Origin of the sequence: Flavobacterium sp. YO12 (genome assembly GCF_004119495.1) — a bacterium.
Lineage (GTDB): Bacteria > Bacteroidota > Bacteroidia > Flavobacteriales > Flavobacteriaceae > Flavobacterium.
The window spans coordinates 19728-41912 of the sequence record NZ_NRQU01000011.1; the positions used below are offsets into that span (position 1 = coordinate 19728).

Genomic DNA, 22185 nt, shown 5'->3' on the forward strand with positions numbered 1-22185 from the left:
TTTTGCAATCTATAATTAAAATAGAATCCCTTTCGAAAAAGTACAAAGATGCCGACCAGTATTCTTTGAACAATGTTTCGCTGGCTATAAATGAAGGTGAAATTTTTGGTTTACTAGGTCCAAACGGTGCCGGAAAAACAACCTTAATTTCAATGCTCTGCGGATTGGTAAAACCAACTTCGGGACATTTTACAATTGATGGTTTAAACTATGCCAATCATTCTTCAAAAATTAAAAAAATCATAGGCGTTGTTCCTCAGGAATATGCCTTATATCCTACTCTTACCGCAAGAGAAAATCTTCATTACTTTGGAAGTATGTACGGTTTAAAAGGCTCTGATTTAAAAGATAAAGTAATTGAAACTTTAGATCTTTTGGGTTTATTAAAATTTGCCGATAAACGAGTTGAAACTTTCTCTGGCGGAATGAAACGCCGTGTCAATTTAATTGCCGGAATTCTGCATAAACCAAAAGTTTTATTTCTAGACGAACCAACCGTTGGGGTTGATGTTCATTCTAAAAATGCCATTATAGAATATCTAAAAGTGTTGAACCAAAACGGAACAACGATTATTTATACTTCACATCATTTGGCTGAAGCCGAAGATTTCTGCAGCAACATTGCTATTTTAGACCAAGGTCAAATTTATGCGCAAAACACACCTTCAATTTTAATTGAATCGACAAAAGATGCTCGAAATCTCGAAGACGTTTTTATTTCATTAACCGGTAAAGACTTGAGAGATGATATATAAAATTTGGATGTCAGTTGTAAAAGAATTTTTACTCCTTAAACGAGATTTAGGCGGGTTGATTATTCTATTTATAATGCCATTGGTTTTGGTCATTACCGTTACATTAATTCAGGACAGTACTTTTAAAAAAGTCAGCGATTCTAAAATTCCCATTTTATTAGTCGATAATGATAAAGGTTCTGTATCAAAAACCGTTTTTAACAATTTAGAAAAAAGCGATTTATTCAGCGTTGTTACACAAATCGATAATAAAGCGATTACCGAAGATATTGCACGAGAAAATGTTTACAAAGGAAAATTTCAACTGGCTATTGTAATTCCACAAGATTTAAGCTCTGACTTACAAGCCAAAGTAGATCAAAATGTCGAGAAAATTGTCAGCAGTTTAGGTATGACTGATAGTACTGCAGCGAGTGAACCGCAGCGAATAATAAAAGAAAAAGAAGTAAAACTGTATTTTGATCCAGCGGTTCAAATGAGTTTTAAAAATGCGGTCATGAATTCGATCGATAAAATGATTTCGCAAATCGAAACCAAATCTATTTATACCACTTTTCAGAATCAATTAGGAGGAAATGCCGACTTTGAGCAAAAAAGTTTCATTTCTTTCAAAGAAATAATTCCGAGAATAAACAACAAAGAAGTTCGTCCAAATTCTGTACAGCATAATGTTCCAGCGTGGACACTTTTCGCCATATTTTTTATTGTAATTCCGTTATCCATTAATATTGTAAAAGAAAAATCGCAGGGAACTTTCGTTCGATTAAGAACCAATCCCGTTTCCAATTTGGTTGTAATAATCGGAAAAACCATTACCTACTCGATCATCTGTATGATTCAGTTTTATATGATGGTTGCTGTTGCCGTATTTTTATTTCCATCCATCGGATTGCCTTCTTTAAACATCGAAGGGCATTTAGCATTAATGAGTGTCGTTGCCTTATTTTCAGGTTTCGCCGCCATTGGATTCGGAATTTTATTAGGAACCGTTGCCAGTACACAAGAACAATCGGCTCCCTTTGGCGCAACAAGCGTTATTATTCTCGCTGCAATTGGCGGAGTTTGGGTTCCAGTTTTTGCTATGCCAAAAATCATGCAGATTATTGCCAAATCATCACCCATGAACTGGGGATTAGAAGCTTTTTATGATGTTTTATTGCGCAGCGTTTCATTCCTGGAAATCATTCCAAAAATAAGTTTGTTATTTTTGTTCTTTATTATCACAACATCCATTGCCTTATTTTATGACAAAAAGAAAAGAACAGTTTAACGAAGCCACAGATTTAACCGTTTCTCACGAAATCAGAATTCGTTTTAACGAAACTGATCCACTTGGAATTGTTTGGCACGGCAATTATATCACGTATTTTGAAGATGGACGCGAAGCGTTTGGTCGCGAACACGGACTAACTTATTTAGATATTGCAAAAACGGGTTATACAACGCCAATTGTAAAATCAAAATGTGAGCATAAATTGTCTTTACGCTACGGCGATGTCGTAACAATTGAAACAACGGTTGTTGATACACCTGCCGCCAAAATGATTTACCGTTTTAAAATTATTGATGCTAAAGGTGAAATAGCTTGCACTGGCGAAACCGTTCAGGTTTTTTTGGATGCAGCAGGTAATTTAATGCTGACAAATCCTCCTTTTTATGAAGAATGGAAAAGGAAAGTTGGGTTGTTAAAGTAGACGCGTTTCCTGCAAGGTTTCCAAAACCTTGTAGGTATCCATAATATCGAATAAAGATGACACAACAAATCTTATTTGTACTAGCAGTATTAATAGATGCGTTTTTATTCTAGAAAACATGGTAATAAAGCGAAGTCCGATATTGAGAAGTTTGAAAAAAATAAAGCTGATATGGAATATGAAAAGAAGTTTGATTATTTAAATCAGAATGTTTTCTTTGATCTTGAAAACAAAAATTCAGGATTCGATTCTGAATCTATAAAGTATTTTTTGGAAGAAGATTTTAAAATAGTATTAGATAGAGTTGAGAGTTTAAATCTTGGAATTAGTGGTATCGAACCCTGGTTTGATGAAGAATTTTATGATGTAATTGTTGTAGAAGATTATGGTAATAATCCTTTTGATTCTAATTGGTATAAAAACGCATTCGAAAATTTAAAAAAAGGAAAGAAAAATCTTCTCTATGCAGCTAGTTATATTGTACCACTTGACTTATTATAGACAATTGTTATCAACTAATAGCTTAAAATCTGCATAGAATTAATTAAAAGTCTAAAATCATACACCTACAAGGTTTTAAAAACCTTGCAGGAGAAATTGAAATTTAAAATGTCAAGAGAAATATACATCACACAAACAAATTGTATCACACCTTTAGGCTTTGATGTTGAATCTAATATCATCGCCATTCTTCGCGGCGATTCTGGAATTCAGCTTCACAATGATATTTCTTTAATGCCAAATCCGTTTTATGCTTCAATTATTTCTGATGAAAAAATAAACAGTGCTTTCGCAAAAATCAGCACTGAAACCAAATATTCTCGTTTAGAGAAAATGATGATTTTGGCTTTAGAGCCAATTATCAAAAACTCAGGAATTGAATTCAATTCAAAAACTGCCTTTATACTTTCAACTACAAAAGGAAATGTTACGGCTTTAAAAGACAATACTAGTGACAGTTTCAATAATGCACATTTAGATGTTTTAGCCAAAAATGTTTCTGATTTCTTCGGATTTACGACACAGCCAATTGTGGTTTCAAATGCTTGTGTTTCTGGAATTTTGGCAGTTTCAGTTGCCAAAAGAATGATTCAGTCTGAACTTTATGACAATATTTTTATTGTAGCAGGAGACGAAGTTTCAGAATTTGTTTTATCTGGTTTTAATGCGTTTCAAGCGATGAGTGATCTGCCTTGTAAACCGTATTCAAAAAACAGAACTGGAGTAAGTTTAGGCGAAGCAACGGTTGCTGTTTTAGTTTCGGCGGAAGCCAAAAAAGCTAAAATAAAAGTAATCGGAGACAGTTCGATAAACGATGCCAATCATATTTCGGGACCGTCAAGAACAGGCGAAGGTTTGTTCAGAAGTATTCAAAATGCTTTGAAAGAAGCTCAAATTGAAGCCCAGAAATTAGATTATATTTCAGCTCATGGAACCGCAACTCCGTTTAATGACGAAATGGAAGCGATTGCTTTAAATCGTTTAGGGTTGCAAAATGTTCCTATTAATAGTTTAAAAGGATTTTATGGTCATACATTAGGCGCTTCGGGATTATTGGAAACGGTAATTGCTATAGAATCGGTAAATAAAAATAGGCTATTTGAATCAAAAGGTTTTGACGAAATTGGAGTTAGCGAAAGTGTAAATGTTATTGAGAAAAATAAAGAGGCTAAAATTGAATATTTTTTGAAAACGGCTTCTGGATTTGGAGGTTGTAATACGGCTGTGGTTTTTGAGAAAGTGAAGTAATTAAAACATATAAAAATGACAGAAAAGGTTGGTCTTATAAAAAACCCGTTAACAATTATTGCCATTTTTGCAGGAATTGCTGAAGTAAGCGGAACATTAGTTTTACCATTTATCCATGAAAATAATCAAGAATTATTTATCTATTTTCTTATTTCTTTTCCAACGGCACTTGTTGTTCTTTTCTTTTTAACCTTAAATTTTAACAATAAGGTTTTATATGCACCCTCTGATTATCAAGATGAAACAAATTATATTAAGATTAACAAATATGATTTTTCAAGACAGCAAAACGTAGAAGTAAAAGTTTCTAGAGATGATGCAAAAAACATTCAATTTTTACAATTAACTGAAAAGGTAAATTTCATAAATACGCAACTAATTAAATTGGAAAATTCCATTTTAGCTCCAGAAGAAAATGAAAAATTTTTACGTGAAACAATTGGTCGTGATTTTAAGGTTACCAATTTTGAAAATGTAAATCAGTTTATAAAATATATGGGGAAAATTGGTGTAGCATTCGAAATTTACCATAGTCCAGAATTTGAAGAAGACTTTGATAATGATTTTTCAGATAATGAATCAATTTGGCTTGGAGGAAATGTCTCTCTCAATCTTGCTAAAATAATAATTAAAAATTCTAAAAGTTTTTATCCTCACTTAAAATACATTGGTCTATCAAAAAGCATGACAGATATTTATATCGGAGGATCTACAGAAAGTGCTGTTAAAACATTTAAATTACGCCCACTAAAAGATCAAGATTTTGAAAAATTAAATACATTCAAAAACTTAGACTCTTTTCATAATTTTATTAAATCTTTTAAAAAATAGATAAACTTTAAATTGGTTTTTCTAAAAATGAATCACAAAGTCAAATGACTCAAAATAAAACCTACATACAATCCTATATCACAATCCAAAACAACGAAATTGTTTTGAACGGAACTTCTGTATTTAAAACTGAACCAACAGATTTTGCTGATTTCTCCAAACAAGCGTATCGTAATTTTGAAATGCAATATCCAAAGTTTTACAAAATGGATGCTTTGAGTAAACTGGCTTTTTTAGGATCAGAATTGCTTTTGAGTCCGATAACCTCAACAGAGCAGGAAAATAATATCGCATTGGTTTTGGCCAATAAATCGTCGAGTTTAGATACGGATGTAAAATATCAAGAATCTATTTCAGACAAGGAAAACTATTATCCGAGTCCTGCGGTTTTTGTTTATACACTGCCAAATATTTGTCTGGGCGAAATAAGTATTCGTCATCAGCTGAAAAGTGAGAATTCTTTCTTTATATTTGATGCCTTTAACACAGAATTCATATCGAATTATTCGGATATTCTTTTGAATACGAATAAGGCAGATGTAGTTTTATGCGGCTGGGTAGAATATTTTAACGACAATTACAAAGCTTTTCTCTGTACTATAAGCAAAGAAGAAAGCGAAAAATATACAAACGAAACTATCAATACATTATACAATAAATAATCATGGAAGCATTAAAAGAAGAATTGAAAAACAAAATTATTACTACTCTAAACCTTGAAGATATCGCAGTAGAAGATATTGCTGATAACGATCCTTTGTTTGGAGATGGTTTAGGTTTGGACTCAATTGATGCACTTGAATTGATCGTGATTTTAGATAAAGATTACGGAATTAAATTAGTAGATCCGAAAGAGGGAAAAACAATTTTCCAGTCTATCGAAACTATGGCGGCTTATATCAGCGCTAACAGAACTAAATAAGACTTCTTAGACTGACTTAGATTTTTAGACTTCTTAGACAAAAAACTGTCTCTATCTAGAAATCCAAAAATCTAAGCAAGTCTAAATTCTAATAATCTAAGCAAGTCTAAAAATCTAAGTCAGTCTAAAATGAAAGGTGTTGCAATAACAGGAATGGGAATTATCTCTTCGATCGGAAATTCGGTTGAGGAAAATTATCATTCGTTAATCGAAAATAAAATCGGGATTTCTCGTATCTCAAATATTTCTACAGTTCATGCAGATGTTATTAAAGTAGGTGAAATCAAAAAAAACAACGATGAGCTTATCAACGAACTGGGATTAAACAGCGATAATAATTTTTCGAGAACTGCTATGATTGGTACTTTGGCGGCAAAACAAGCTGTTGAAAATGCTGGAATCACCTCTATAAATGAATTTAGAACTGGACTTATTTCGGCTACTAGTGTAGGCGGAATGGACATGACGGAGACACATTATTACGATTATTTCGAAAAACCTGAATTGGTTAAATATATTACCTGTCACGACGGCGGTGATGTTGCTGAAAAAATTGCTGAAGAACTGGGCTTAAAAGGAATGGTTACAACTATAAGTACCGCTTGTTCCTCTGCAGCCAATTCAATTATGCTTGGTGCAAGATTGATTAAAACTGGAAAATTAGATCGTGTAATTGTGGGAGGTGCCGATGCTTTGGCAAAATTCACTATCAACGGATTTAAAACTTTAATGATTTTATCTGACGATTACAACAAACCTTTCGACAATAACAGGAAAGGGCTAAATCTTGGAGAAGCTGCTGCTTTTTTGGTTTTAGAATCGGACGAAATTGTTGAAAAGCAAAACAAAAAAGTACTGGCAAGAGTTTCGGGTTACGGAAATGCAAATGATGCTTTTCACCAAACCGCTTCTTCAGAAAACGGAGACGGTGCTTTTTTGGCAATGAAAAAAGCATTTGAAGTTTCGGGTTTAAAACCCTCTGAAATAGATTATATCAACGTTCACGGAACTGCTACTCCAAATAACGATTTATCTGAAGGAAGAGCTTTGCGCCGAATTTATAAAGAGGAAAATGTTCCCGATTTTAGTTCAACAAAACCATTTACAGGTCACACTTTAGCAGCTGCAGCGGCAATTGAAGCTGTTTACAGTGTTTTGGCGATTCAGAATAATGTCGTTTATCCAAATTTGAATTTTGAAACTCAAATGGAGGAATTCGATTTGACGCCGCAGACTACTTTAAAAAATAAAAACATCGAACACGTTTTATCTAACTCTTTTGGGTTTGGAGGAAATTGTTCAACCCTTATATTTTCAAAAAGCTAAAATGAAAAAAACATATATAAATGGAGTAGGCTGTATTTCGACTCAAAAAACATTTGATACTGTTTTTTTAGAAGAAGCTGTTGTAAATCATGATGAAAATGTACTGGCAATTGTTTCGCCGGCATACAAAGAATATATTTCGCCAGCTGCAAGCCGCAGAATGGCAAAAGGTGTAAAAAACGGAATCGTAGCTTCGGCTTTAGCAATGAAAGATGCTAATATTGAAAATGTTGACGCAATCATAACTGGAACTGGTTTGGGCTGCATCGAAGATTCTGAAAAATTCCTAAAAAGTATTTTAGATAATAAAGAAGAGTTTTTAACGCCAACTTCCTTTATTCAATCTACTCATAATACTGTTGGTGCACAGATTGCGCTTTTACAGCAATGTAAAGGTTATAATTTTACGTATGTAAATGGTGCGGTTTCTTTTGAATCGGCACTTTTGGATGCCAAAATGCAAATTGAAGAGGACGAAGCCAATTCGATTTTAGTAGGCGGTGTTGATGAAAACGGAGAATATACTACTTCACTTTTCAAATTAAACGGACGTATTAAAGCAGATAATTCTGCTCCTTATGATGTTTTAAATGCTGCAACCAGCGGTGCCGTTTATGGCGAAGGAGCCAGCTTTTTTGTTTTGGAAAATGAAAGAAAAGAAAACACTTATGCCGAACTTCTAGATGTTTCTATTGTAAATACTTTGGAAGAAAATGAAGTTGAAACAGCAATTGTTTCGTTCTTAAAATCAAATCATTTAGAAATTTCAGATATTGATGCTCTTGTTTTAGGTTTTGACGGAAATGCAGATTTTGAGAATTATTATAGAAATCTTGCTGAAAATGCATTTGCTCAAACTCCCATTTTATATTACAAACATTTGAGCGGCGAATATGATACTGCTTCGGCTTTTGCTTTTTGGATGGCGACTAAAATTTTGAAAACTCAAGAAATTCCTGAAATCGTAAAAGTAAATACTGTCGAAAAATCAGATTACAAAACGATTTTATTATATAATCAATTAAACGGAAAAAACCATAGTTTTACGCTGCTGTCAAAATGATAACGCACAAAAACATATCGCTGTTTTTTATCTTTTTATTGCTTTTATTGTTTCTTCTGAAAATAAGTCTAGCAATTAATGAATTATGGTTTCTTATAATTGCTTTACTATGGATCGGAATAAATGCTTTTGGTTCTGCACGCATTTCTTCCAATTATCATGTAAAAGCATTTTGCAGTAATCCGTTAGAAACAGAAAAAAAATCGCGCTTACTTTTGACGACGGTCCAAGTATTTACACTTTACAAGTTTTAGAACTTTTAAAAAAATACAATGCCAAAGCGACCTTTTTCTGTATTGGAAAAAACATTGAAGCACATCCCCAAATTCTCCAAAAAGTGATTGATGAAGGACATTTAGTTGGAAATCATTCTTATTCACATTCTAAGTTTTTTGATTTTTATAATGCTTCAACAATAACCGAAGAACTTCAAAAAACAGACGCGCTTTTAGAAAAATTCACTTCCAAAAAGATCAACTTCTTTCGTCCGCCTTATGGAGTTACAACACCTTCGATAAGAAGAGCTTTAAAAGTAACTGGACATAAAACAATTGGCTGGAATATTCGTTCACTTGACGGTGGAACCCAAAATCAGGAATTAATTTTCAATCGACTCATTAAGCATATATCTCCCGGCGGAATTGTACTTTTGCATGATACAGCAGAACATTCTGTTTTGGTACTGGAACAGTTTTTGCAATTTTTACAGCAGAATAATTATGAAGTAGTTTCGATTGAAGAATTACTGAATCTTAAAGCTTATGAAATTGAACGCGGATGAAACAGATTCGCTATCGCGAAGACGCGGATTTAAACGGATTTTATTAAATTAAAAATTCGTGAAAATTGGTGCAATTCGTGGCAAAATTATTAAGCACAATCTTAAAAAATATGAAAACTAAAATAGCTCTACTAATTCTTTTTATTTCAGGCGGTTTGTTTGCTCAAGAGCAAAAAATGTCTGCTGCAGAAATTACACAATTTAAAGAAGATGTAAATGTCGTAGCCAAAAAAATCAAAACTTTAAGTACCGATTTTGTTCAATACAAGCATTTAGATTTTTTGTCAAAAGACATTGAAACTTCGGGAAAAATGGTTTTTAAAGAGCCGGCTTTGCTTCAATGGCAGTATAAAAAACCATACAACTACAGCATTACTTTCAAAAACGGAAAAATCCTGATTAATGACGAAGGAAAGAAAAGTGCAGTTGATATTGGCAACAGCAAAATCTTTGCACGAATTAATAAATTAATTGTGGGAAGTGTAAGCGGTAATATGTTTGATGACAAAGAATTTACGATTTCGTACTTTAAATTGAAAGGTCAGAATCTAGCAAAATTTGTTCCGAAAGATGCTGCGCTGAAAAAATACATCAAACAAATCGAGCTCACTTTTGACAAAGAAGAAGCAACTGTTGTTCAGGTAAAATTATTAGAATCATCTGAAGATTATACTAGAATTGTACTTAAAAATAAAGTAATCAATGCAAAAATCGACGATTCAGTTTTTACTAATTAATTGCTTTCTGGCAATTGTTTTAGTTTCGTGCGGCTCAGTCACAAAAAACTATGCACCAAAAAAACTAGACAAAACGTCTTATGAAGTTCCGTATTTTTCAGATTCAAAAACAGATTATGTTTATAAAACCAACATAAGCGTTTACGGAAATGAGTTATCAGGAATTTTTATTGCCAAAAAAATAAACGATACAACACATCGAATTGTTTTTACAACGGAATTCGGAAATAAATTAATGGATTTCGAAATTTCTGAAACTGATTTTAAAGTCAATTCTATTGTTTCTGAATTAGATCGAAAAATATTAATCAATACTTTGAAAGAAGATTTTCGTCTGCTTTTGAAAAAACAATATTTGATTCAAGAGCAATTTGAAAATGAATCTGATAATATCTATAAATCGGCAGATGGAAAACGAGACAATTACATTTTTGTTTCTAAAAAAGATCAAAAACTAGAAAAGATAGTTCACGCCTCTAAAACAAAAGAAAAATTTACGCTGTATTTCAATTCAGAAAACAATATTTTTGCCGAAAAGATTCAGATAATTCATCAGAATATTAAATTGAAAATTGAGCTTAATTATTTTAAATCAGAATAAAAATTTAAACTAATCCTAAAACTAAACTAATCTAATGATGAAAAAAATAACCTTAATTGCATTCGTTTTATGCATCGGAATTCAATTATCTCAAGCGCAAGTAAAAGTTAGTCCGGGGCTACGAGGTGGTTTAAATGTGTCAACATTAACCAATATTGATGATAATCAATCTAAAACAGATTTTTATGTTGGTGGATTAGTGAACATTAAATTTAATAAATATTTTTCGTTACAGCCTGAAATAACGTATTCTAGACAAGGTGATGAAGGAAGATACTTTGAAAATGGTCGTTATTATTCTGAAAAGTATGAACTAAATTATTTAACACTTGGTGCGGTTGCAAAATTTAACATTGGCGGTAAAGGCTTCCACATTTTGGGCGGTCCGTCTTTAGATTTAAAAGTTTCTGATAATTATATCAACAGCAATCCCGAAGGTTTTGACCTTGCCATTGTTGGCGGTGTTGGCTATACATTACCAAATGGATTAACATTTGAAGCCAGAATTAAACAAGGATTAATTGATATTTATGGTTACGACGGAATTGATTACGATAATAACGATTATTACTATAATGATGTTATCTTAAATCAAGTTTTTCAAATTGGTATTAGTTACACTTTTAAAGTAAAATAAATGTATAAAAGTAAACTAGCGGCTGCCCTATTTCTTTTTTTCGCAGTTGTAAACATACAAGCTCAAGCAACTTTTAAACCCGGTTTACGAGCAGGTTTGAGTCTTTCGACGATTTCAGAAATGCATGCAGATTACAGACCTGATTTTTATATTGGCGGTTTTGGAGAAATAAATCTAACAAAGCGTTATGCGCTGCAGCCCGAAATAAATTACATCAGACAAGGATCTAATAATGTTGCACGAAATTTTATTGATCCCAATACACAAACAGAAAGAATCGTTTATCAGGATTTACAAATGAGTTATTTGTCTATCGCTATGATTAACAAATTTACATTTGGACAAGGTTTTCAAATACAGTTTGGGCCAGCTTTAGATGTTCTTTTAAATGACAATTTAGCTTTTAGAAAAACTTATAATGACCTTTCGTTTGTAACAGGTCTTGCTTACAAAATGCCATCAGGTCTTGCTTTTGAATTCCGATTTAAAAAAGGACTTTTAGACGTTTTAGACAGCGATTACTATTATAACAATTCAAATAGTCACTATCTTTTTGGTGATTATAATACTAATGTAAATTTTCAAATAGGTGTTTCGTACTCTTTTGAGGTGAAATAAAAAATAAAATTATGGTTTTAAAAGACTTCTATAAAGTACTTTCAGAAGAGAAAACGGGCGATGCTAAATATAATATTCGTATATTAGTTAATGCCAATCATGAGGTTTTTAAAGGTCATTTTCCTGGAAACCCAATAATGCCAGGCGTTTGCATGATTCAAATTATTAAAGAACTTACAGAGTCTATTACCAAAAGTTCGTTGATGATTCAAACCTTGACAAATGTAAAATTCATGGCATTAATAAATCCTGAGACAAATCCTGAGTTACGCTTAGAACTTGATATAACAGTCACAGAAGATGATTTGGTAAAGGTGAAAAACACCACTTATTTTAATGATACCGTTGCCCTGAAATTAAGCAATGCGTATAAAAAATTATAATTATGAAATTACTTATATCATTACTTCTTTGGATCAATTTTGTTGGAACTCCTGATCTGGCTTCTATCCGAAAAATGTATTCTGATGTTACAAAATCAGAAACTAATGCGAAAGAATTTACACAGAAACTTTCTGGAGTTTCTAATGACGATGATAAAATTTTGGTGGCTTACAAAGCGGCATCTATTTTATTAGATTCAAAATTCGAGAAAAAACTAAGAGACAAAATGGATCGTTTCAAGGAAGGTGCCAAATTGTTGGAAGCGACGATAAAAAGTGATCCAAATAATATCGAAATCAGAATGATTCGCTTAAGTATTCAGGAAGATGTTCCTGGAATTACCGGCTACAAAAAAAACATTAAAGAAGATAAAGCTTTTATTACCGCTCATTATGCAGAGCAAAATACTGCTTTAAAACTATATCTAAAAGACTTTGTTTTACAATCTAAAAGTTTCTCTGACAAGGAGAAGCAGTTTGTAAAATAAGCTCAAGAACAACTCCCAATGAAACCTATATTATCTCAGCAAGACCTGCTCAGTTCAACTTCTTTTTGTGTTATTGTACCCACTTACAATAATCAAAAAACATTGAAAAAAGTGCTGGATTCTATTTTAGATTTCACTTCAAATGTCATTATTGTTAATGATGGTTCGACTGACGAAACAAACGAAATTCTAAAACAATATCATCATCTAACTCAAATTCATCATCCTAAAAATCTAGGAAAAGGCAGAGCGCTGCGTAATGGTTTTAGAAAAGCAATCGAACAAAATTTTGAATATGCCATTACGATTGATTCAGACGGACAGCATTTTGCTTCTGATATTCCTGTTTTTATCGAAGCAATTCAAAAAGAACCCAATTCGCTTTTAATTGGAAGCCGAAACATGACTCAGGAAAATGTGCCGAAGAAAAGCAGTTTTGGAAATAAATTTTCGAATTTCTGGTTTAAGTTTGAAACTGGAATTGTACTTGAAGATACACAATCAGGTTTTAGATTGTATCCGTTAAAATTAATTCCGAAGCAATTTTACACCAATAAATTTGAGTTTGAAATTGAAGTAATTGTTCGCTCCGCTTGGAAAGGAATTGTAGTTAAAAATATTCCTATTCAAGTTTTGTATGATCCTGCAGAACGCGTTTCGCATTTTCGTCCATTTAGAGATTTTACCCGAATCAGTATTTTAAATACCGTTTTGGTAATCAACGCTCTTTTGTACATTAAACCGAGAGATTTTTTTAGGAGAGCAAAAAAAAAAGGTTTTAAAAAATTCTTTCTTGAAGATATTTTAGAAAGCAACGATTCTAATTTCATAAAATCAGCCTCAATTGCTTTAGGAGTTTTTATTGGTATCTCGCCATTTTGGGGTTTTCAAACCGTGTTGCTTTTTACTTTTGCAGCATTATTCAGGCTCAACAAAGTCATTGCCTATCTAGCTTCAAATGTAAGTTTCCCGCCTTTCATTCCGTTTGTCATATATGGTTCCTTAAAAATGGGAAGCTTTTTTGTAGCGGGAGATGATGCTTTGGTTTTAGATAGTTCTATTACGTTTGATGATATTCAAAAAAATGCTACACAATATATCGTAGGAAGTCTTATTTTAGCATCCGTTTCGGCGCTATCAGCTGGCTTTATAAGTTATCTGCTTTTAAGCGCTTTTAGTTCTAAGAACAAAACGAATATTAAGTAAGGTTTGCCACAGATTACATGGATTAAAATGATTTTAGTATCTGTGTCAGTTTGCCACGAATTTCACAAATTTCCACGAATTGATTTGTGTTAATTCGTGAAATTTGTGGCGAAAAAAATCATTTTAATCCATGTAATCTGTGGCAAAAAAACAATAATAAATAACTATGCATCAATACTTCTACGCCATTCATTTATTTGTAAACCGACGAAAATCTTTATCGGTTCTTTTGGCCGTTTTGATGCTTTTAGTATTTGGCTTTTTTGCTTCACAAATTAAGTTTGAAGAGGACATCAGCAAGCTTATTCCAGCAAACGACAAAGCCGATGCGACCGCAAAAGTTTTAAAACAATTAAATTTTGCTGATAAAACAACCGTTATTTTTGAACTTGAAAAAAACGGTTCTCAAGACGATTTAAAAGAAATGGCTGCTGTTTTTTCAGACAGCGTTTCTAAATCCTGCAAACCATACATTACTGGAATTCAAGGAAAAATAGACGAAGAAAATATTCAAGAAACTATTGATTTTGTTTACAATAATCTGCCTCTTTTTCTAGATGACAACGATTATACTGCCATTCAAAACAAACTGCAAAAAGACAGCATTGCGGCAACTGCACAAGGAAATTACAAATCAATCATTTCTCCATCTGGATTTATTACCAAAGATTTTATTCTGCAGGACCCGCTTGGAATTTCTTTCATCGCTTTAAAAAAATTACAGCAATTAAATATTGGCGACGATTTTACACTCGATAATGGTTTTGTAATGACAAAGGATAAAAAGAAATTACTTCTTTTTATAACCTCAGATATTTCATCAAGCGAAACGGAAAAAAACTCCATTTTTGCCGAAAAACTTAAATCAATTCAAGAAAACTTAAATCAGCAGTTTAAAGGAAAAACTTCTGTGAGTTATTTTGGTTCGGCTTTAATTGCGGCTGCCAATGCAAAACAAATTAAAAGCGATATTGTTTTAACAACATCAATTGCGATGTTTACCTTAATGTTGATTCTGATATTATTTTACAGAAAAATATTAATTCCGCTTATTATTTTTCTTCCAACCGTTTTTGGAGCTTTATTTGCCGTTGCCTTTTTATATTTTGTAAAAGAACAAATTTCAGCGATTTCTCTAGGAATTGGATCGATCTTGTTGGGAATTACGATCGATTATTCGCTTCACATTCTTACACATTACAAACACAACAGCGATATAAAAACCTTGTACAAAGACATTACGATGCCTGTTATTATGAGCAGTTCAACAACTGCCGTTGCCTTTTTATGTTTGCTTTTTGTAAAATCGGATGCCTTAAATGATCTCGGAATTTTTGCCGCTGTTATCGTTATGGCAACTGGAATTTTCTCTCTTTTGATTATTCCGCATTTGTATAATCCAAAACAAGACAATTTTGAACATAAAAAAAATGCGATTGATAAACTCGCGCATTTCTCCTTTCATAATAATAAAATCCTGATTGGTCTGTGTGTTATAATTACAATCGTTTGTTGTTTTACTTATAATAATGTTGGCTTCAATAACGATTTATCGCAGTTAAATTTTGTTCCAAAAGACATTAAAGCGGCCGAAAAACAATTGGAAGAAAGCACAAGTTTAACTTCCAAAACCATTTATGTTGCCTCGTACGGAAAAAGTATGGAGGAAGTATTGCAGAACAACAACAAGCTTTTTGGAGATTTATCTACAGCAAAAGAACAAGACAAAATATTAAATTTTAGTTCAATTGGCGGTATTGTGCTTTCGCAAGAAGCGCAAAAAGAGAAAATTGAAAAATGGAATTCATTTTGGAACGCTGAGAAAAAAGAAAATTTGAAGTCACAATTGATTTCCGAAGGTTCAAAACTTGGCTTTAAACCAACAACCTACTCGATCTTTTTTGATCGTTTAGGCTTTGATTTTAAACCAATTTCTATTTCAGATTATTTAAAAGTTCAAGCATTGCAGCTGAAAGAATTTGTAACCGAAAAAAATGGTTTTTATACGATTTCAACTTTAGTAAAAGTTACCCCAAAACAACGTGATGTTTTTGTAAAATCAACTTCTGCCAAAGACAACATCATTGCGATTGATCGTCAGCAAATGAATGAAACCTTTTTCAGTACTTTAAAAACTGATTTTAATTCGCTTGTAAATTATTCTTTTGTTGCCGTAATTTTTATTTTATTTTTCTTCTTCCGAAGAGTCGAATTAGTGATTATCAGCTGTATTCCAATTGCTTTAACTGGAATTGTTACGGCTGGAATTATGGGCATTTTTGGTATTCAAATGAATATTTTCAGCATGATTGTCTGCACCTTAATTTTTGGTCATGGTGTTGATTTTAGTATTTTCATGACAAGCGCTTTACAAAAAGAATATTCGTCAGGAAAAAATGAAATTGCCATTTACAGAACTTCAATTATTCTGGCGGTAATTACCACTATTTTAGGAATTGGTGCGATGATTTTTGCAAAACATCCAGCATTACGATCTATTTCTTCCGTTTCTTTAATTGGAGTTTTTGCAGCTTTAATTATTACATTTATTTTTTATCCTATACTGTTCAAATTATTTTTGTCAAATAGACCCAAAAACGGAAATCCTCCTTTTCAATTACGCACTTTTATTCATGGTGTAATTTCGTTTTTCTATTATGGTATGGGTGGCATTTTAATGTCTATTTTCAGTTTTACGATAATGCCGATTTTACCGCTGAGCAAAAAAACAAAAATGAAAGCTTTTAGATATGTGATTTCAAAATTCATGAAATCTGTATTGTATTCAAACCCATTTATCCACAAAAAAGTCATCAATAATTTTAATGAAACTTTTGATAAGCCAGCTGTTATAATTGCAAATCATTCTTCGTTTATAGATATTCTTGCAATGGGAATGCTGAGTCCAAAAATTATTTTTCTGGTAAGCGACTGGGTTTACAACTCTCCCATATTTGGCGGAACAGTTAGAAAAGCAGGTTTTTATCCCGTTTCTGAAGGTCTTGAAGGCGGTGTAGAACATTTAAGAAAAAAAGTTGAAGAAGGTTATTCCTTAATGGTATTTCCAGAAGGAACTCGTTCTGAAAACAATGTTGTAAAAAGATTTCATAAAGGCGCTTTCTTTCTTGCCCAAGAATTTAACTTAGACATTATTCCTGTTGTGATTCATGGTGCCTCAGAAGCGATTCCAAAAGGCGATTTTGTAATTCATCGCAGTACGCTTACCCTTTCAATTTTAGAGCGAATTACTCCCGAAAATAATTCTTTTGGAAATAATTATGCCGAGCGTACAAAACAAATCAGTTCTTTCTTTAAGGCTGAATATCGCAAAATTCGCCAACAGCTCGAAGGTCCTGCTTATTTCAAATCAATGCTCATTAACAGCTATGATTATAAAGAACTTGAAATAGGCAATAGTGTAAAAAAAGATCTAAGTCAAAATTTAGAAACCTATTACAACTTAAATAAATACATTGATTCTAAAGCTAAAATACTCCATCTTGCAAATGATTATGGGCAGCTGGATGTTTTATTGACTTTGCAGGAACCACAGCATAAGGTGTTTTCATTTATAAATGATGAAGAAAAATTGGCTGTTGCAAAAACGAATTATTTCCTTAAAAAAAGAAAAATATTTTATTCAGATCCATTAGAATCAGCATTTGAAAATCAACATGAAATTCTTTTAATTTCTGATGAAAGCTATGTTGCTGCTTTTGAAAAAATCATTTTAAGCACAACAATAATTTTAATTAACTGCCAAGATTTAAAAACTAAATTGATTGCAGCTGGTTTTGAAATTACTGCTGAAGAAAATGATATAACCGTAGTAAAGAAAAAATAGAATGAAGGAGCATTACGATGTAGTAATTGTTGGCAGCGGTTTAGGCGGATTAGTTTCGTCTATAATTTTGGCTAAAGAAGGCTACAGCGTTTGTGTGCTTGAAAAGAACAATCAATACGGTGGAAATCTGCAGACTTTTGTTCGTGATAAAACTATTTTTGATACGGGAATTCATTATATCGGAGGCTTAGATAAAGGCGAAAATCTCTATAAATATTTTAATTATATCGGTATTATGAAGCATCTAAATTTGAAAAAATTAGATGATAATTGTTACGATATGATTTCTTTTGAAGATGATCCAAACGAATATCCACATGCGCAGGGATACGATAATTTCACCAAACAGCTGACTGCCTTTTTTCCTGAAGAAAAAGCCAATATTGATAAATACTGCGAAAAACTAAAGTCGATCTGCGACGCTTTTCCGCTTTACAATTTAAATTGGGAAGGAAAATATGAAAACGAAATTCTTGCGCTAAACGCAAAAGAAACGATTGACGAATGCACGCAGAATGAAAAATTAAAAGCGGTTCTTGCCGGCTCTAATTTTTTATATGCCGGAATTCCAGATAAATCACCTTTTTACGTTCATGCCCTTTCGGTAAATTCATACATTCAAAGTTCGTGGCGATGCATTAACGGCGGAAGCCAAATTACAAAACAACTTTTAAAACAGCTTAAAAAATACGGCGGCGAATTTTACAAATACAAAGAAGTGACTCGATTTCATGTCGAAAACAATAAAGTCGAATTTGTCGAATTAAAAGACGGAACAAAAGTTTTTGGCTCCATGTTTATTTCAAATATTGAACCTAAAACAACTTTGAAAATGGCTGGCGAAGAAAACTTTAGAAAAGCGTTTGTTAATAGAGTTCAAAGTCTTGAAGGTGTCATTTCGGCTTTTAGTTTGTATTTGGTTTTTAAACCTGAAACTTTTAAATATATCAATCATAATTTTTATCATTTCAAAAAAAGCAGTGAGGTCTGGACTGCGCATGATTATGATGATGATTCGTGGCCAAAAGGTTTTATGGCTTCGATGAATGCTTCAAAAAAAGATGAAATCTGGGCTGACGGAATGACGTTTATTACGTACATGAAATATGAAGATATGATTCCTTGGATTGATACTTTTAACACAACTGCGGAAAAAAGTGATCGAGGGGAAAGTTATGAGGAATTTAAAGCGAGAAAAACGGCTAAATTTTTAGATGAAATTGAACTGAAGTTTCCAGGAATTAAAGATTGTATCAAATCGATTCATTCTTCTACACCGCTTTCATATCGCGATTATATTGGCGGTTACAATGGAAATATGTACGGATATGTTAAAGATTCTAATAATCCTATGAAAACATTAATCCCTGCAAAAACCAAATTGGATAATTTGTATCTTACGGGTCAAAGTATAAACATGCACGGAGTATTGGGTGTAACAATTGGTGCCGTTTCTACCTGCTCTGAAATTATTGGTAAAGAATATTTGGTTACCAAAATTAACAAAGAATCTGAATAAAGAATCATGAAAAACAGAATCTCATTTTTTTTATTTATCGGTTTTCTACTGTCGCTTGTTTCTTGCGGAACATCAAAATCAATGCACCATCAACCCGAAATTTCGGGATATAATGCACAAAAACCAGTTGTCAAAAAAATCTCTGATTCTGTTTTTACCTCAGGAAAAAATTCTCTTTTAAAAAACAGACAAGGTCTTTGGGAATTGTATGCTGAAGGCGATCCGCTTGAAATTGGTTTAAACACCGGCGCCTTGACAGATTCACTTTTAAAAAAACAACAACAGATTTTTTTCTCTAAAATAACCGATTTAATTCCGTCCAATTTTGAACAGAAAATGCTTCGTCATTTTTTAAAATGGTACAATCGAAAATTATTTTTGAATGTTCCTGAGGAATATCAAACGGAAATTTTTGGCGTTTCAGAATATACTTCACATGAGTTCGACAATATTGCATCCAAATATCAACGCGGCTTATATTTACACGCTGCACACGATATTGGCCATGCTCTTCAAGATTTAGCTTTAGTCGGCTGTTCTTCTTTTGCTGCTTGGAATGAAAAATCGGAAGACGGGAGTTTAATTCTTGGACGAAATTTTGATTTTTATGTAAACGATGCTTTCGCCGAAAATAAAATCGTGGCATTCATAAATCCGAAAGAAGGTCATAAATTTATGATGATTACTTGGCCGGGAATGATTGGTGCGGTTTCTGGAATGAACCAAGAAGGTTTAACAATTACAATTAATGCATCAAAATCGAAAATTCCATTAATTGCCAAAACACCAATTTCGATTCTTACTCGAGAAATTTTACAGCACGCCGCAACAATAGACGAAGCCGTTGCGATTGCCAAAAAAAGAAAAGTATTTGTTTCTGAATCTATAATGGTAGGAAGTGCAAATGATAATAAAGCAGTTTTAATCGAAGTTTCTCCCAAAAAAATGGATGTTTACGACGTTTCAAACAGTAATGAATTAATTTGTTCGAATCATTTTCAAGGTGATGCTTTTAAATATGATAAAAGAAATCAAGCTCAAATCGCTAACAGCCATTCTGAATATCGATTTGAAAGAATGCAGGAACTTTTATCTGAAAATCCAAAAGTAAATCCTGAAATTGCTTCTGAAATTCTTCGAAATAAAAACGGTTTAAAAGATATTCCGCTTGGTTATGGATCTGAAAAAGCACTAAATCAGCTTATGGCACATCACGGAATTATTTTTAAACCTAAAGAAAAATTAGTCTGGGTGTCTGCAAATCCGTATCAATTAGGCGAATTTGTCTGCTACAATTTAGATACTGTTTTTAGTAATCGAAAAACAGATACTTTGGTTTCGTTTCAACTAGAAAATTTAAATATTGCCAAAGATCCTTTTCTAGAAACTACAGCTTACGAGAATTATAAAAAATTTAGAATTGAAGATCATAAAATAGATGCTCTGCTTGAAAAAAAAGAAAGTATTTCGGTTGCATTTATTCAAAATTACCAATCCTTAAACCCTGATTATTGGGTTGTATATTATAAGCCAGGATTGTACTTTTACCAAATAAAAGATTTTAATCAGGCAAAGCTTAATTTTGAAAAAGCTTTGACGAAAGAAATCACCACTGCACCCGAAAAAGAAAAAATTGAAAAATATTTAAAAAAGATCAAAAGAAAACTACAATGATTCCAGCAATAGAAAAAGATTCTTTAGAAGAAATTAAAATTTTTCAAGAAAAAAAACTTACCGAACTTTTAGAATACATCAGTCAAAATTCTCCTTTTTACAAAAGACTTTTTGCTGGACAGAATATTGATATTTCAAAAATTAAAACGCTCGAAGATTTACAATTTTTGCCTGTTACTACAAAAGAAGATTTACAACAATACAATGATGATTTTGTATGTGTACCGCAAAACAAAATTATCGACTACGCCTCTACTTCTGGTACTTTAGGAGATCCTGTAACTTTTGGTTTAACCGATTCTGATTTAGATCGATTGGCTTATAATGAAGCTATTTCTTTTGCCTGCGCAGGAATTGCTGAAGGCGATGTTGTACAGTTGATGACTACAATCGATAGAAAATTTATGGCTGGTTTGGCTTATTTTCTGGGACTACGAAAACTAAAAGTAGGCGTTATTCGTGTTGGTGCCGGAATTCCTGAAATGCAATGGGATTCGATTTTAAAATACAATCCGAGTTATTTAATTACCGTTCCTTCGTTTTTATTGAAGTTAATTGAATATGCCGAAATTCACGGAATCGATTATAATAATTCGAGTGTAAAAGGCGCTATTTGTATTGGAGAATCGCTGAGAGATCAAGATTTTTCGATGAATACTTTGTCTAAAAAAATCACGGATAAATGGAATATTAAGTTGTTTTCGACTTATGCTTCTACTGAAATGAGTACGGCTTTTACAGAATGTGAACACGGAAAAGGCGGTCATCATCATCCAGAATTAATCATTGTTGAAGTTTTGGACGAAAATAATCTGCCAGTAAAAAATGGCGAAACGGGTGAACTCACTTTTACTACTTTAGGTATTGAAGCGATGCCTTTATTGCGTTTTAAAACGGGCGATATTGTACAGCTTCATAATGAACCTTGCGCCTGCGGGCGACACACTTTGCGTGTTGGTCCAGTTTTAGGACGAAAAAAACAGATGATCAAATACAAAGGCACAACACTTTATCCGCCGGCAATGAACGATGTTTTAAGTGGTTTTGATAATATCGAGAATCATATTATTGAAATTTCGACAAACGATTTAGGCACAGATGAAATCGTGATAAAGATTGCTGTAAAAAATCAAACTCCAGAATTTTTACAGGAAATAAAAGATCATTTTAGAGCCAAATTAAGAGTAACTCCAAAAATAGAATTCGCCTCAAAAGAAACTTTAAACCCTTTGGTTTTTAACCCAATGAGCCGTAAACCAATTCGTTTTTTTGATTATAGAACTTCGTTCTAAGTTGCTAAGATACTGAGATTCTAAGGTTCTAAGTTTTTCTTTTTTAATATTAAATAAGGATAAAA

Annotated in this window: 22 protein-coding genes; all 22 read left to right on the forward strand. The window is 32.5% G+C overall.

What is annotated here, in order from left to right; translation table 11 throughout:
• Positions 1-2 precede the first annotated feature (2 nt).
• The 22 genes from BOW55_RS05275 (at position 3) to BOW55_RS05380 (ending at position 22120) form a co-directional block, all read left to right on the forward strand.
• Entirely contained in the window at positions 3-755 is a 753-nt protein-coding gene (locus BOW55_RS05275) for an ABC transporter ATP-binding protein (protein WP_089058885.1), read from the forward strand.
• Positions 745-2025 (forward strand): ABC transporter permease, encoded by a 1281-nt coding sequence (locus BOW55_RS05280; protein WP_164975002.1) that lies wholly within the window; start codon positions 745-747, stop codon positions 2023-2025. Before BOW55_RS05275 ends, BOW55_RS05280 begins: the two co-directional genes overlap by 11 nt.
• Positions 2000-2449: a thioesterase family protein gene (locus tag BOW55_RS05285; RefSeq protein ID WP_129023291.1), complete on the forward strand. Its 450-nt coding sequence runs from the start codon at positions 2000-2002 to the stop codon at positions 2447-2449. The genes BOW55_RS05280 and BOW55_RS05285 overlap by 26 nt, the downstream gene beginning before the upstream one ends.
• A gap of 96 nt (positions 2450-2545) precedes the next feature.
• Positions 2546-2950, forward strand: coding sequence for a hypothetical protein (locus tag BOW55_RS05290; protein ID WP_129023292.1), 405 nt, complete (start codon positions 2546-2548; stop codon positions 2948-2950).
• A gap of 108 nt (positions 2951-3058) precedes the next feature.
• A complete protein-coding gene (locus BOW55_RS05295; RefSeq protein ID WP_129023293.1) occupies positions 3059-4198 on the forward strand; it encodes a beta-ketoacyl synthase in 1140 nt (379 codons plus the stop codon).
• 15 nt (positions 4199-4213) lie between these two features.
• Positions 4214-5029, forward strand: coding sequence for a hypothetical protein (locus BOW55_RS21040; RefSeq protein WP_206733590.1), 816 nt, complete (start codon positions 4214-4216; stop codon positions 5027-5029).
• A gap of 44 nt (positions 5030-5073) precedes the next feature.
• The gene (locus tag BOW55_RS05305) at positions 5074-5691 is read left to right on the forward strand and encodes a 3-oxoacyl-ACP synthase (protein WP_129023294.1); all 618 of its coding nucleotides are present in this window, start codon (positions 5074-5076) and stop codon (positions 5689-5691) included.
• A gap of 2 nt (positions 5692-5693) precedes the next feature.
• Positions 5694-5951, forward strand: a complete 258-nt coding sequence (locus tag BOW55_RS05310) for a phosphopantetheine-binding protein (RefSeq protein WP_068841663.1) — start codon at positions 5694-5696, stop codon at positions 5949-5951.
• A 129-nt stretch (positions 5952-6080) separates the two neighbouring features.
• Positions 6081-7277, forward strand: coding sequence for a beta-ketoacyl-[acyl-carrier-protein] synthase family protein (locus tag BOW55_RS05315; RefSeq protein ID WP_129023295.1), 1197 nt, complete (start codon positions 6081-6083; stop codon positions 7275-7277).
• 1 nt (position 7278) lies between these two features.
• Entirely contained in the window at positions 7279-8340 is a 1062-nt protein-coding gene (locus BOW55_RS05320; RefSeq protein ID WP_129023296.1) for a beta-ketoacyl synthase N-terminal-like domain-containing protein, read from the forward strand.
• 232 nt (positions 8341-8572) lie between these two features.
• Positions 8573-9121 (forward strand): polysaccharide deacetylase family protein, encoded by a 549-nt coding sequence (locus tag BOW55_RS05325; RefSeq protein ID WP_241686487.1) that lies wholly within the window; start codon positions 8573-8575, stop codon positions 9119-9121.
• A gap of 110 nt (positions 9122-9231) precedes the next feature.
• Positions 9232-9858, forward strand: a complete 627-nt coding sequence (locus BOW55_RS05330; RefSeq protein ID WP_129023297.1) for an outer membrane lipoprotein carrier protein LolA — start codon at positions 9232-9234, stop codon at positions 9856-9858.
• Positions 9824-10459, forward strand: a complete 636-nt coding sequence (locus BOW55_RS05335; protein WP_129023298.1) for a hypothetical protein — start codon at positions 9824-9826, stop codon at positions 10457-10459. Before BOW55_RS05330 ends, BOW55_RS05335 begins: the two co-directional genes overlap by 35 nt.
• 37 nt (positions 10460-10496) lie before the next feature.
• Entirely contained in the window at positions 10497-11096 is a 600-nt protein-coding gene (locus tag BOW55_RS05340) for a porin family protein (protein ID WP_129023299.1), read from the forward strand.
• On the forward strand, positions 11097-11714 hold the full coding sequence (locus tag BOW55_RS05345) for an outer membrane beta-barrel protein (protein WP_129023300.1): 618 nt from the start codon (positions 11097-11099) through the stop codon (positions 11712-11714).
• An 11-nt stretch (positions 11715-11725) separates the two neighbouring features.
• Positions 11726-12097: a 3-hydroxyacyl-ACP dehydratase gene (locus BOW55_RS05350; RefSeq protein ID WP_089053576.1), complete on the forward strand. Its 372-nt coding sequence runs from the start codon at positions 11726-11728 to the stop codon at positions 12095-12097.
• Positions 12098-12099: 2 nt separating this feature from the next.
• Positions 12100-12585 carry a hypothetical protein gene (locus BOW55_RS05355; RefSeq protein ID WP_129023301.1) on the forward strand — a complete coding sequence of 162 codons (486 nt, stop codon included), beginning with the start codon at positions 12100-12102 and terminating at the stop codon, positions 12583-12585.
• An 18-nt stretch (positions 12586-12603) separates the two neighbouring features.
• Complete coding sequence (locus BOW55_RS05360; RefSeq protein ID WP_129023302.1) at positions 12604-13791, forward strand: DUF2062 domain-containing protein; 1188 nt, start codon at positions 12604-12606, stop codon at positions 13789-13791.
• 166 nt (positions 13792-13957) lie between these two features.
• Positions 13958-17635 carry a 1-acyl-sn-glycerol-3-phosphate acyltransferase gene (locus BOW55_RS05365; protein ID WP_129023303.1) on the forward strand — a complete coding sequence of 1226 codons (3678 nt, stop codon included), beginning with the start codon at positions 13958-13960 and terminating at the stop codon, positions 17633-17635.
• 1 nt (position 17636) lies between these two features.
• Positions 17637-19154 (forward strand): NAD(P)/FAD-dependent oxidoreductase, encoded by a 1518-nt coding sequence (locus BOW55_RS05370; protein WP_129023304.1) that lies wholly within the window; start codon positions 17637-17639, stop codon positions 19152-19154.
• Between the two features lie 6 nt (positions 19155-19160).
• Complete coding sequence (locus BOW55_RS05375) at positions 19161-20828, forward strand: C45 family peptidase (RefSeq protein ID WP_129023305.1); 1668 nt, start codon at positions 19161-19163, stop codon at positions 20826-20828.
• A complete protein-coding gene (locus BOW55_RS05380; protein ID WP_129023306.1) occupies positions 20825-22120 on the forward strand; it encodes a phenylacetate--CoA ligase family protein in 1296 nt (431 codons plus the stop codon). The genes BOW55_RS05375 and BOW55_RS05380 overlap by 4 nt, the downstream gene beginning before the upstream one ends.
• Positions 22121-22185: the final 65 nt, after the last annotated feature.

Excerpts from the sequence above, each read along its gene's own strand:
- BOW55_RS05315 (WP_129023295.1), top strand. The coding sequence starts at position 6,081 with ATGAAAGGTGTTGCAATAACAGGAATGGGAATTATCTCTTCGATCGGA.
- BOW55_RS05340 (WP_129023299.1), top strand. The coding sequence starts at position 10,497 with ATGAAAAAAATAACCTTAATTGCATTCGTTTTATGCATCGGAATTCAA.
- BOW55_RS05375 (WP_129023305.1), top strand. The coding sequence starts at position 19,161 with ATGAAAAACAGAATCTCATTTTTTTTATTTATCGGTTTTCTACTGTCG.
- BOW55_RS05285 (WP_129023291.1), top strand. The coding sequence starts at position 2,000 with ATGACAAAAAGAAAAGAACAGTTTAACGAAGCCACAGATTTAACCGTT.
- BOW55_RS05345 (WP_129023300.1), top strand. The coding sequence starts at position 11,097 with ATGTATAAAAGTAAACTAGCGGCTGCCCTATTTCTTTTTTTCGCAGTT.
- BOW55_RS05350 (WP_089053576.1), top strand. The coding sequence starts at position 11,726 with ATGGTTTTAAAAGACTTCTATAAAGTACTTTCAGAAGAGAAAACGGGC.
- BOW55_RS05380 (WP_129023306.1), top strand. The coding sequence starts at position 20,825 with ATGATTCCAGCAATAGAAAAAGATTCTTTAGAAGAAATTAAAATTTTT.
- BOW55_RS05320 (WP_129023296.1), top strand. The coding sequence starts at position 7,279 with ATGAAAAAAACATATATAAATGGAGTAGGCTGTATTTCGACTCAAAAA.
- BOW55_RS05330 (WP_129023297.1), top strand. The coding sequence starts at position 9,232 with ATGAAAACTAAAATAGCTCTACTAATTCTTTTTATTTCAGGCGGTTTG.
- BOW55_RS05370 (WP_129023304.1), top strand. The coding sequence starts at position 17,637 with ATGAAGGAGCATTACGATGTAGTAATTGTTGGCAGCGGTTTAGGCGGA.
- BOW55_RS05310 (WP_068841663.1), top strand. The coding sequence starts at position 5,694 with ATGGAAGCATTAAAAGAAGAATTGAAAAACAAAATTATTACTACTCTA.
- BOW55_RS05335 (WP_129023298.1), top strand. The coding sequence starts at position 9,824 with ATGCAAAAATCGACGATTCAGTTTTTACTAATTAATTGCTTTCTGGCA.
- BOW55_RS05290 (WP_129023292.1), top strand. The coding sequence starts at position 2,546 with ATGCGTTTTTATTCTAGAAAACATGGTAATAAAGCGAAGTCCGATATT.
- BOW55_RS05365 (WP_129023303.1), top strand. The coding sequence starts at position 13,958 with ATGCATCAATACTTCTACGCCATTCATTTATTTGTAAACCGACGAAAA.
- BOW55_RS05295 (WP_129023293.1), top strand. The coding sequence starts at position 3,059 with ATGTCAAGAGAAATATACATCACACAAACAAATTGTATCACACCTTTA.
- BOW55_RS05360 (WP_129023302.1), top strand. The coding sequence starts at position 12,604 with ATGAAACCTATATTATCTCAGCAAGACCTGCTCAGTTCAACTTCTTTT.
- BOW55_RS21040 (WP_206733590.1), top strand. The coding sequence starts at position 4,214 with ATGACAGAAAAGGTTGGTCTTATAAAAAACCCGTTAACAATTATTGCC.
- BOW55_RS05355 (WP_129023301.1), top strand. The coding sequence starts at position 12,100 with ATGAAATTACTTATATCATTACTTCTTTGGATCAATTTTGTTGGAACT.
- BOW55_RS05280 (WP_164975002.1), top strand. The coding sequence starts at position 745 with ATGATATATAAAATTTGGATGTCAGTTGTAAAAGAATTTTTACTCCTT.
- BOW55_RS05305 (WP_129023294.1), top strand. The coding sequence starts at position 5,074 with ATGACTCAAAATAAAACCTACATACAATCCTATATCACAATCCAAAAC.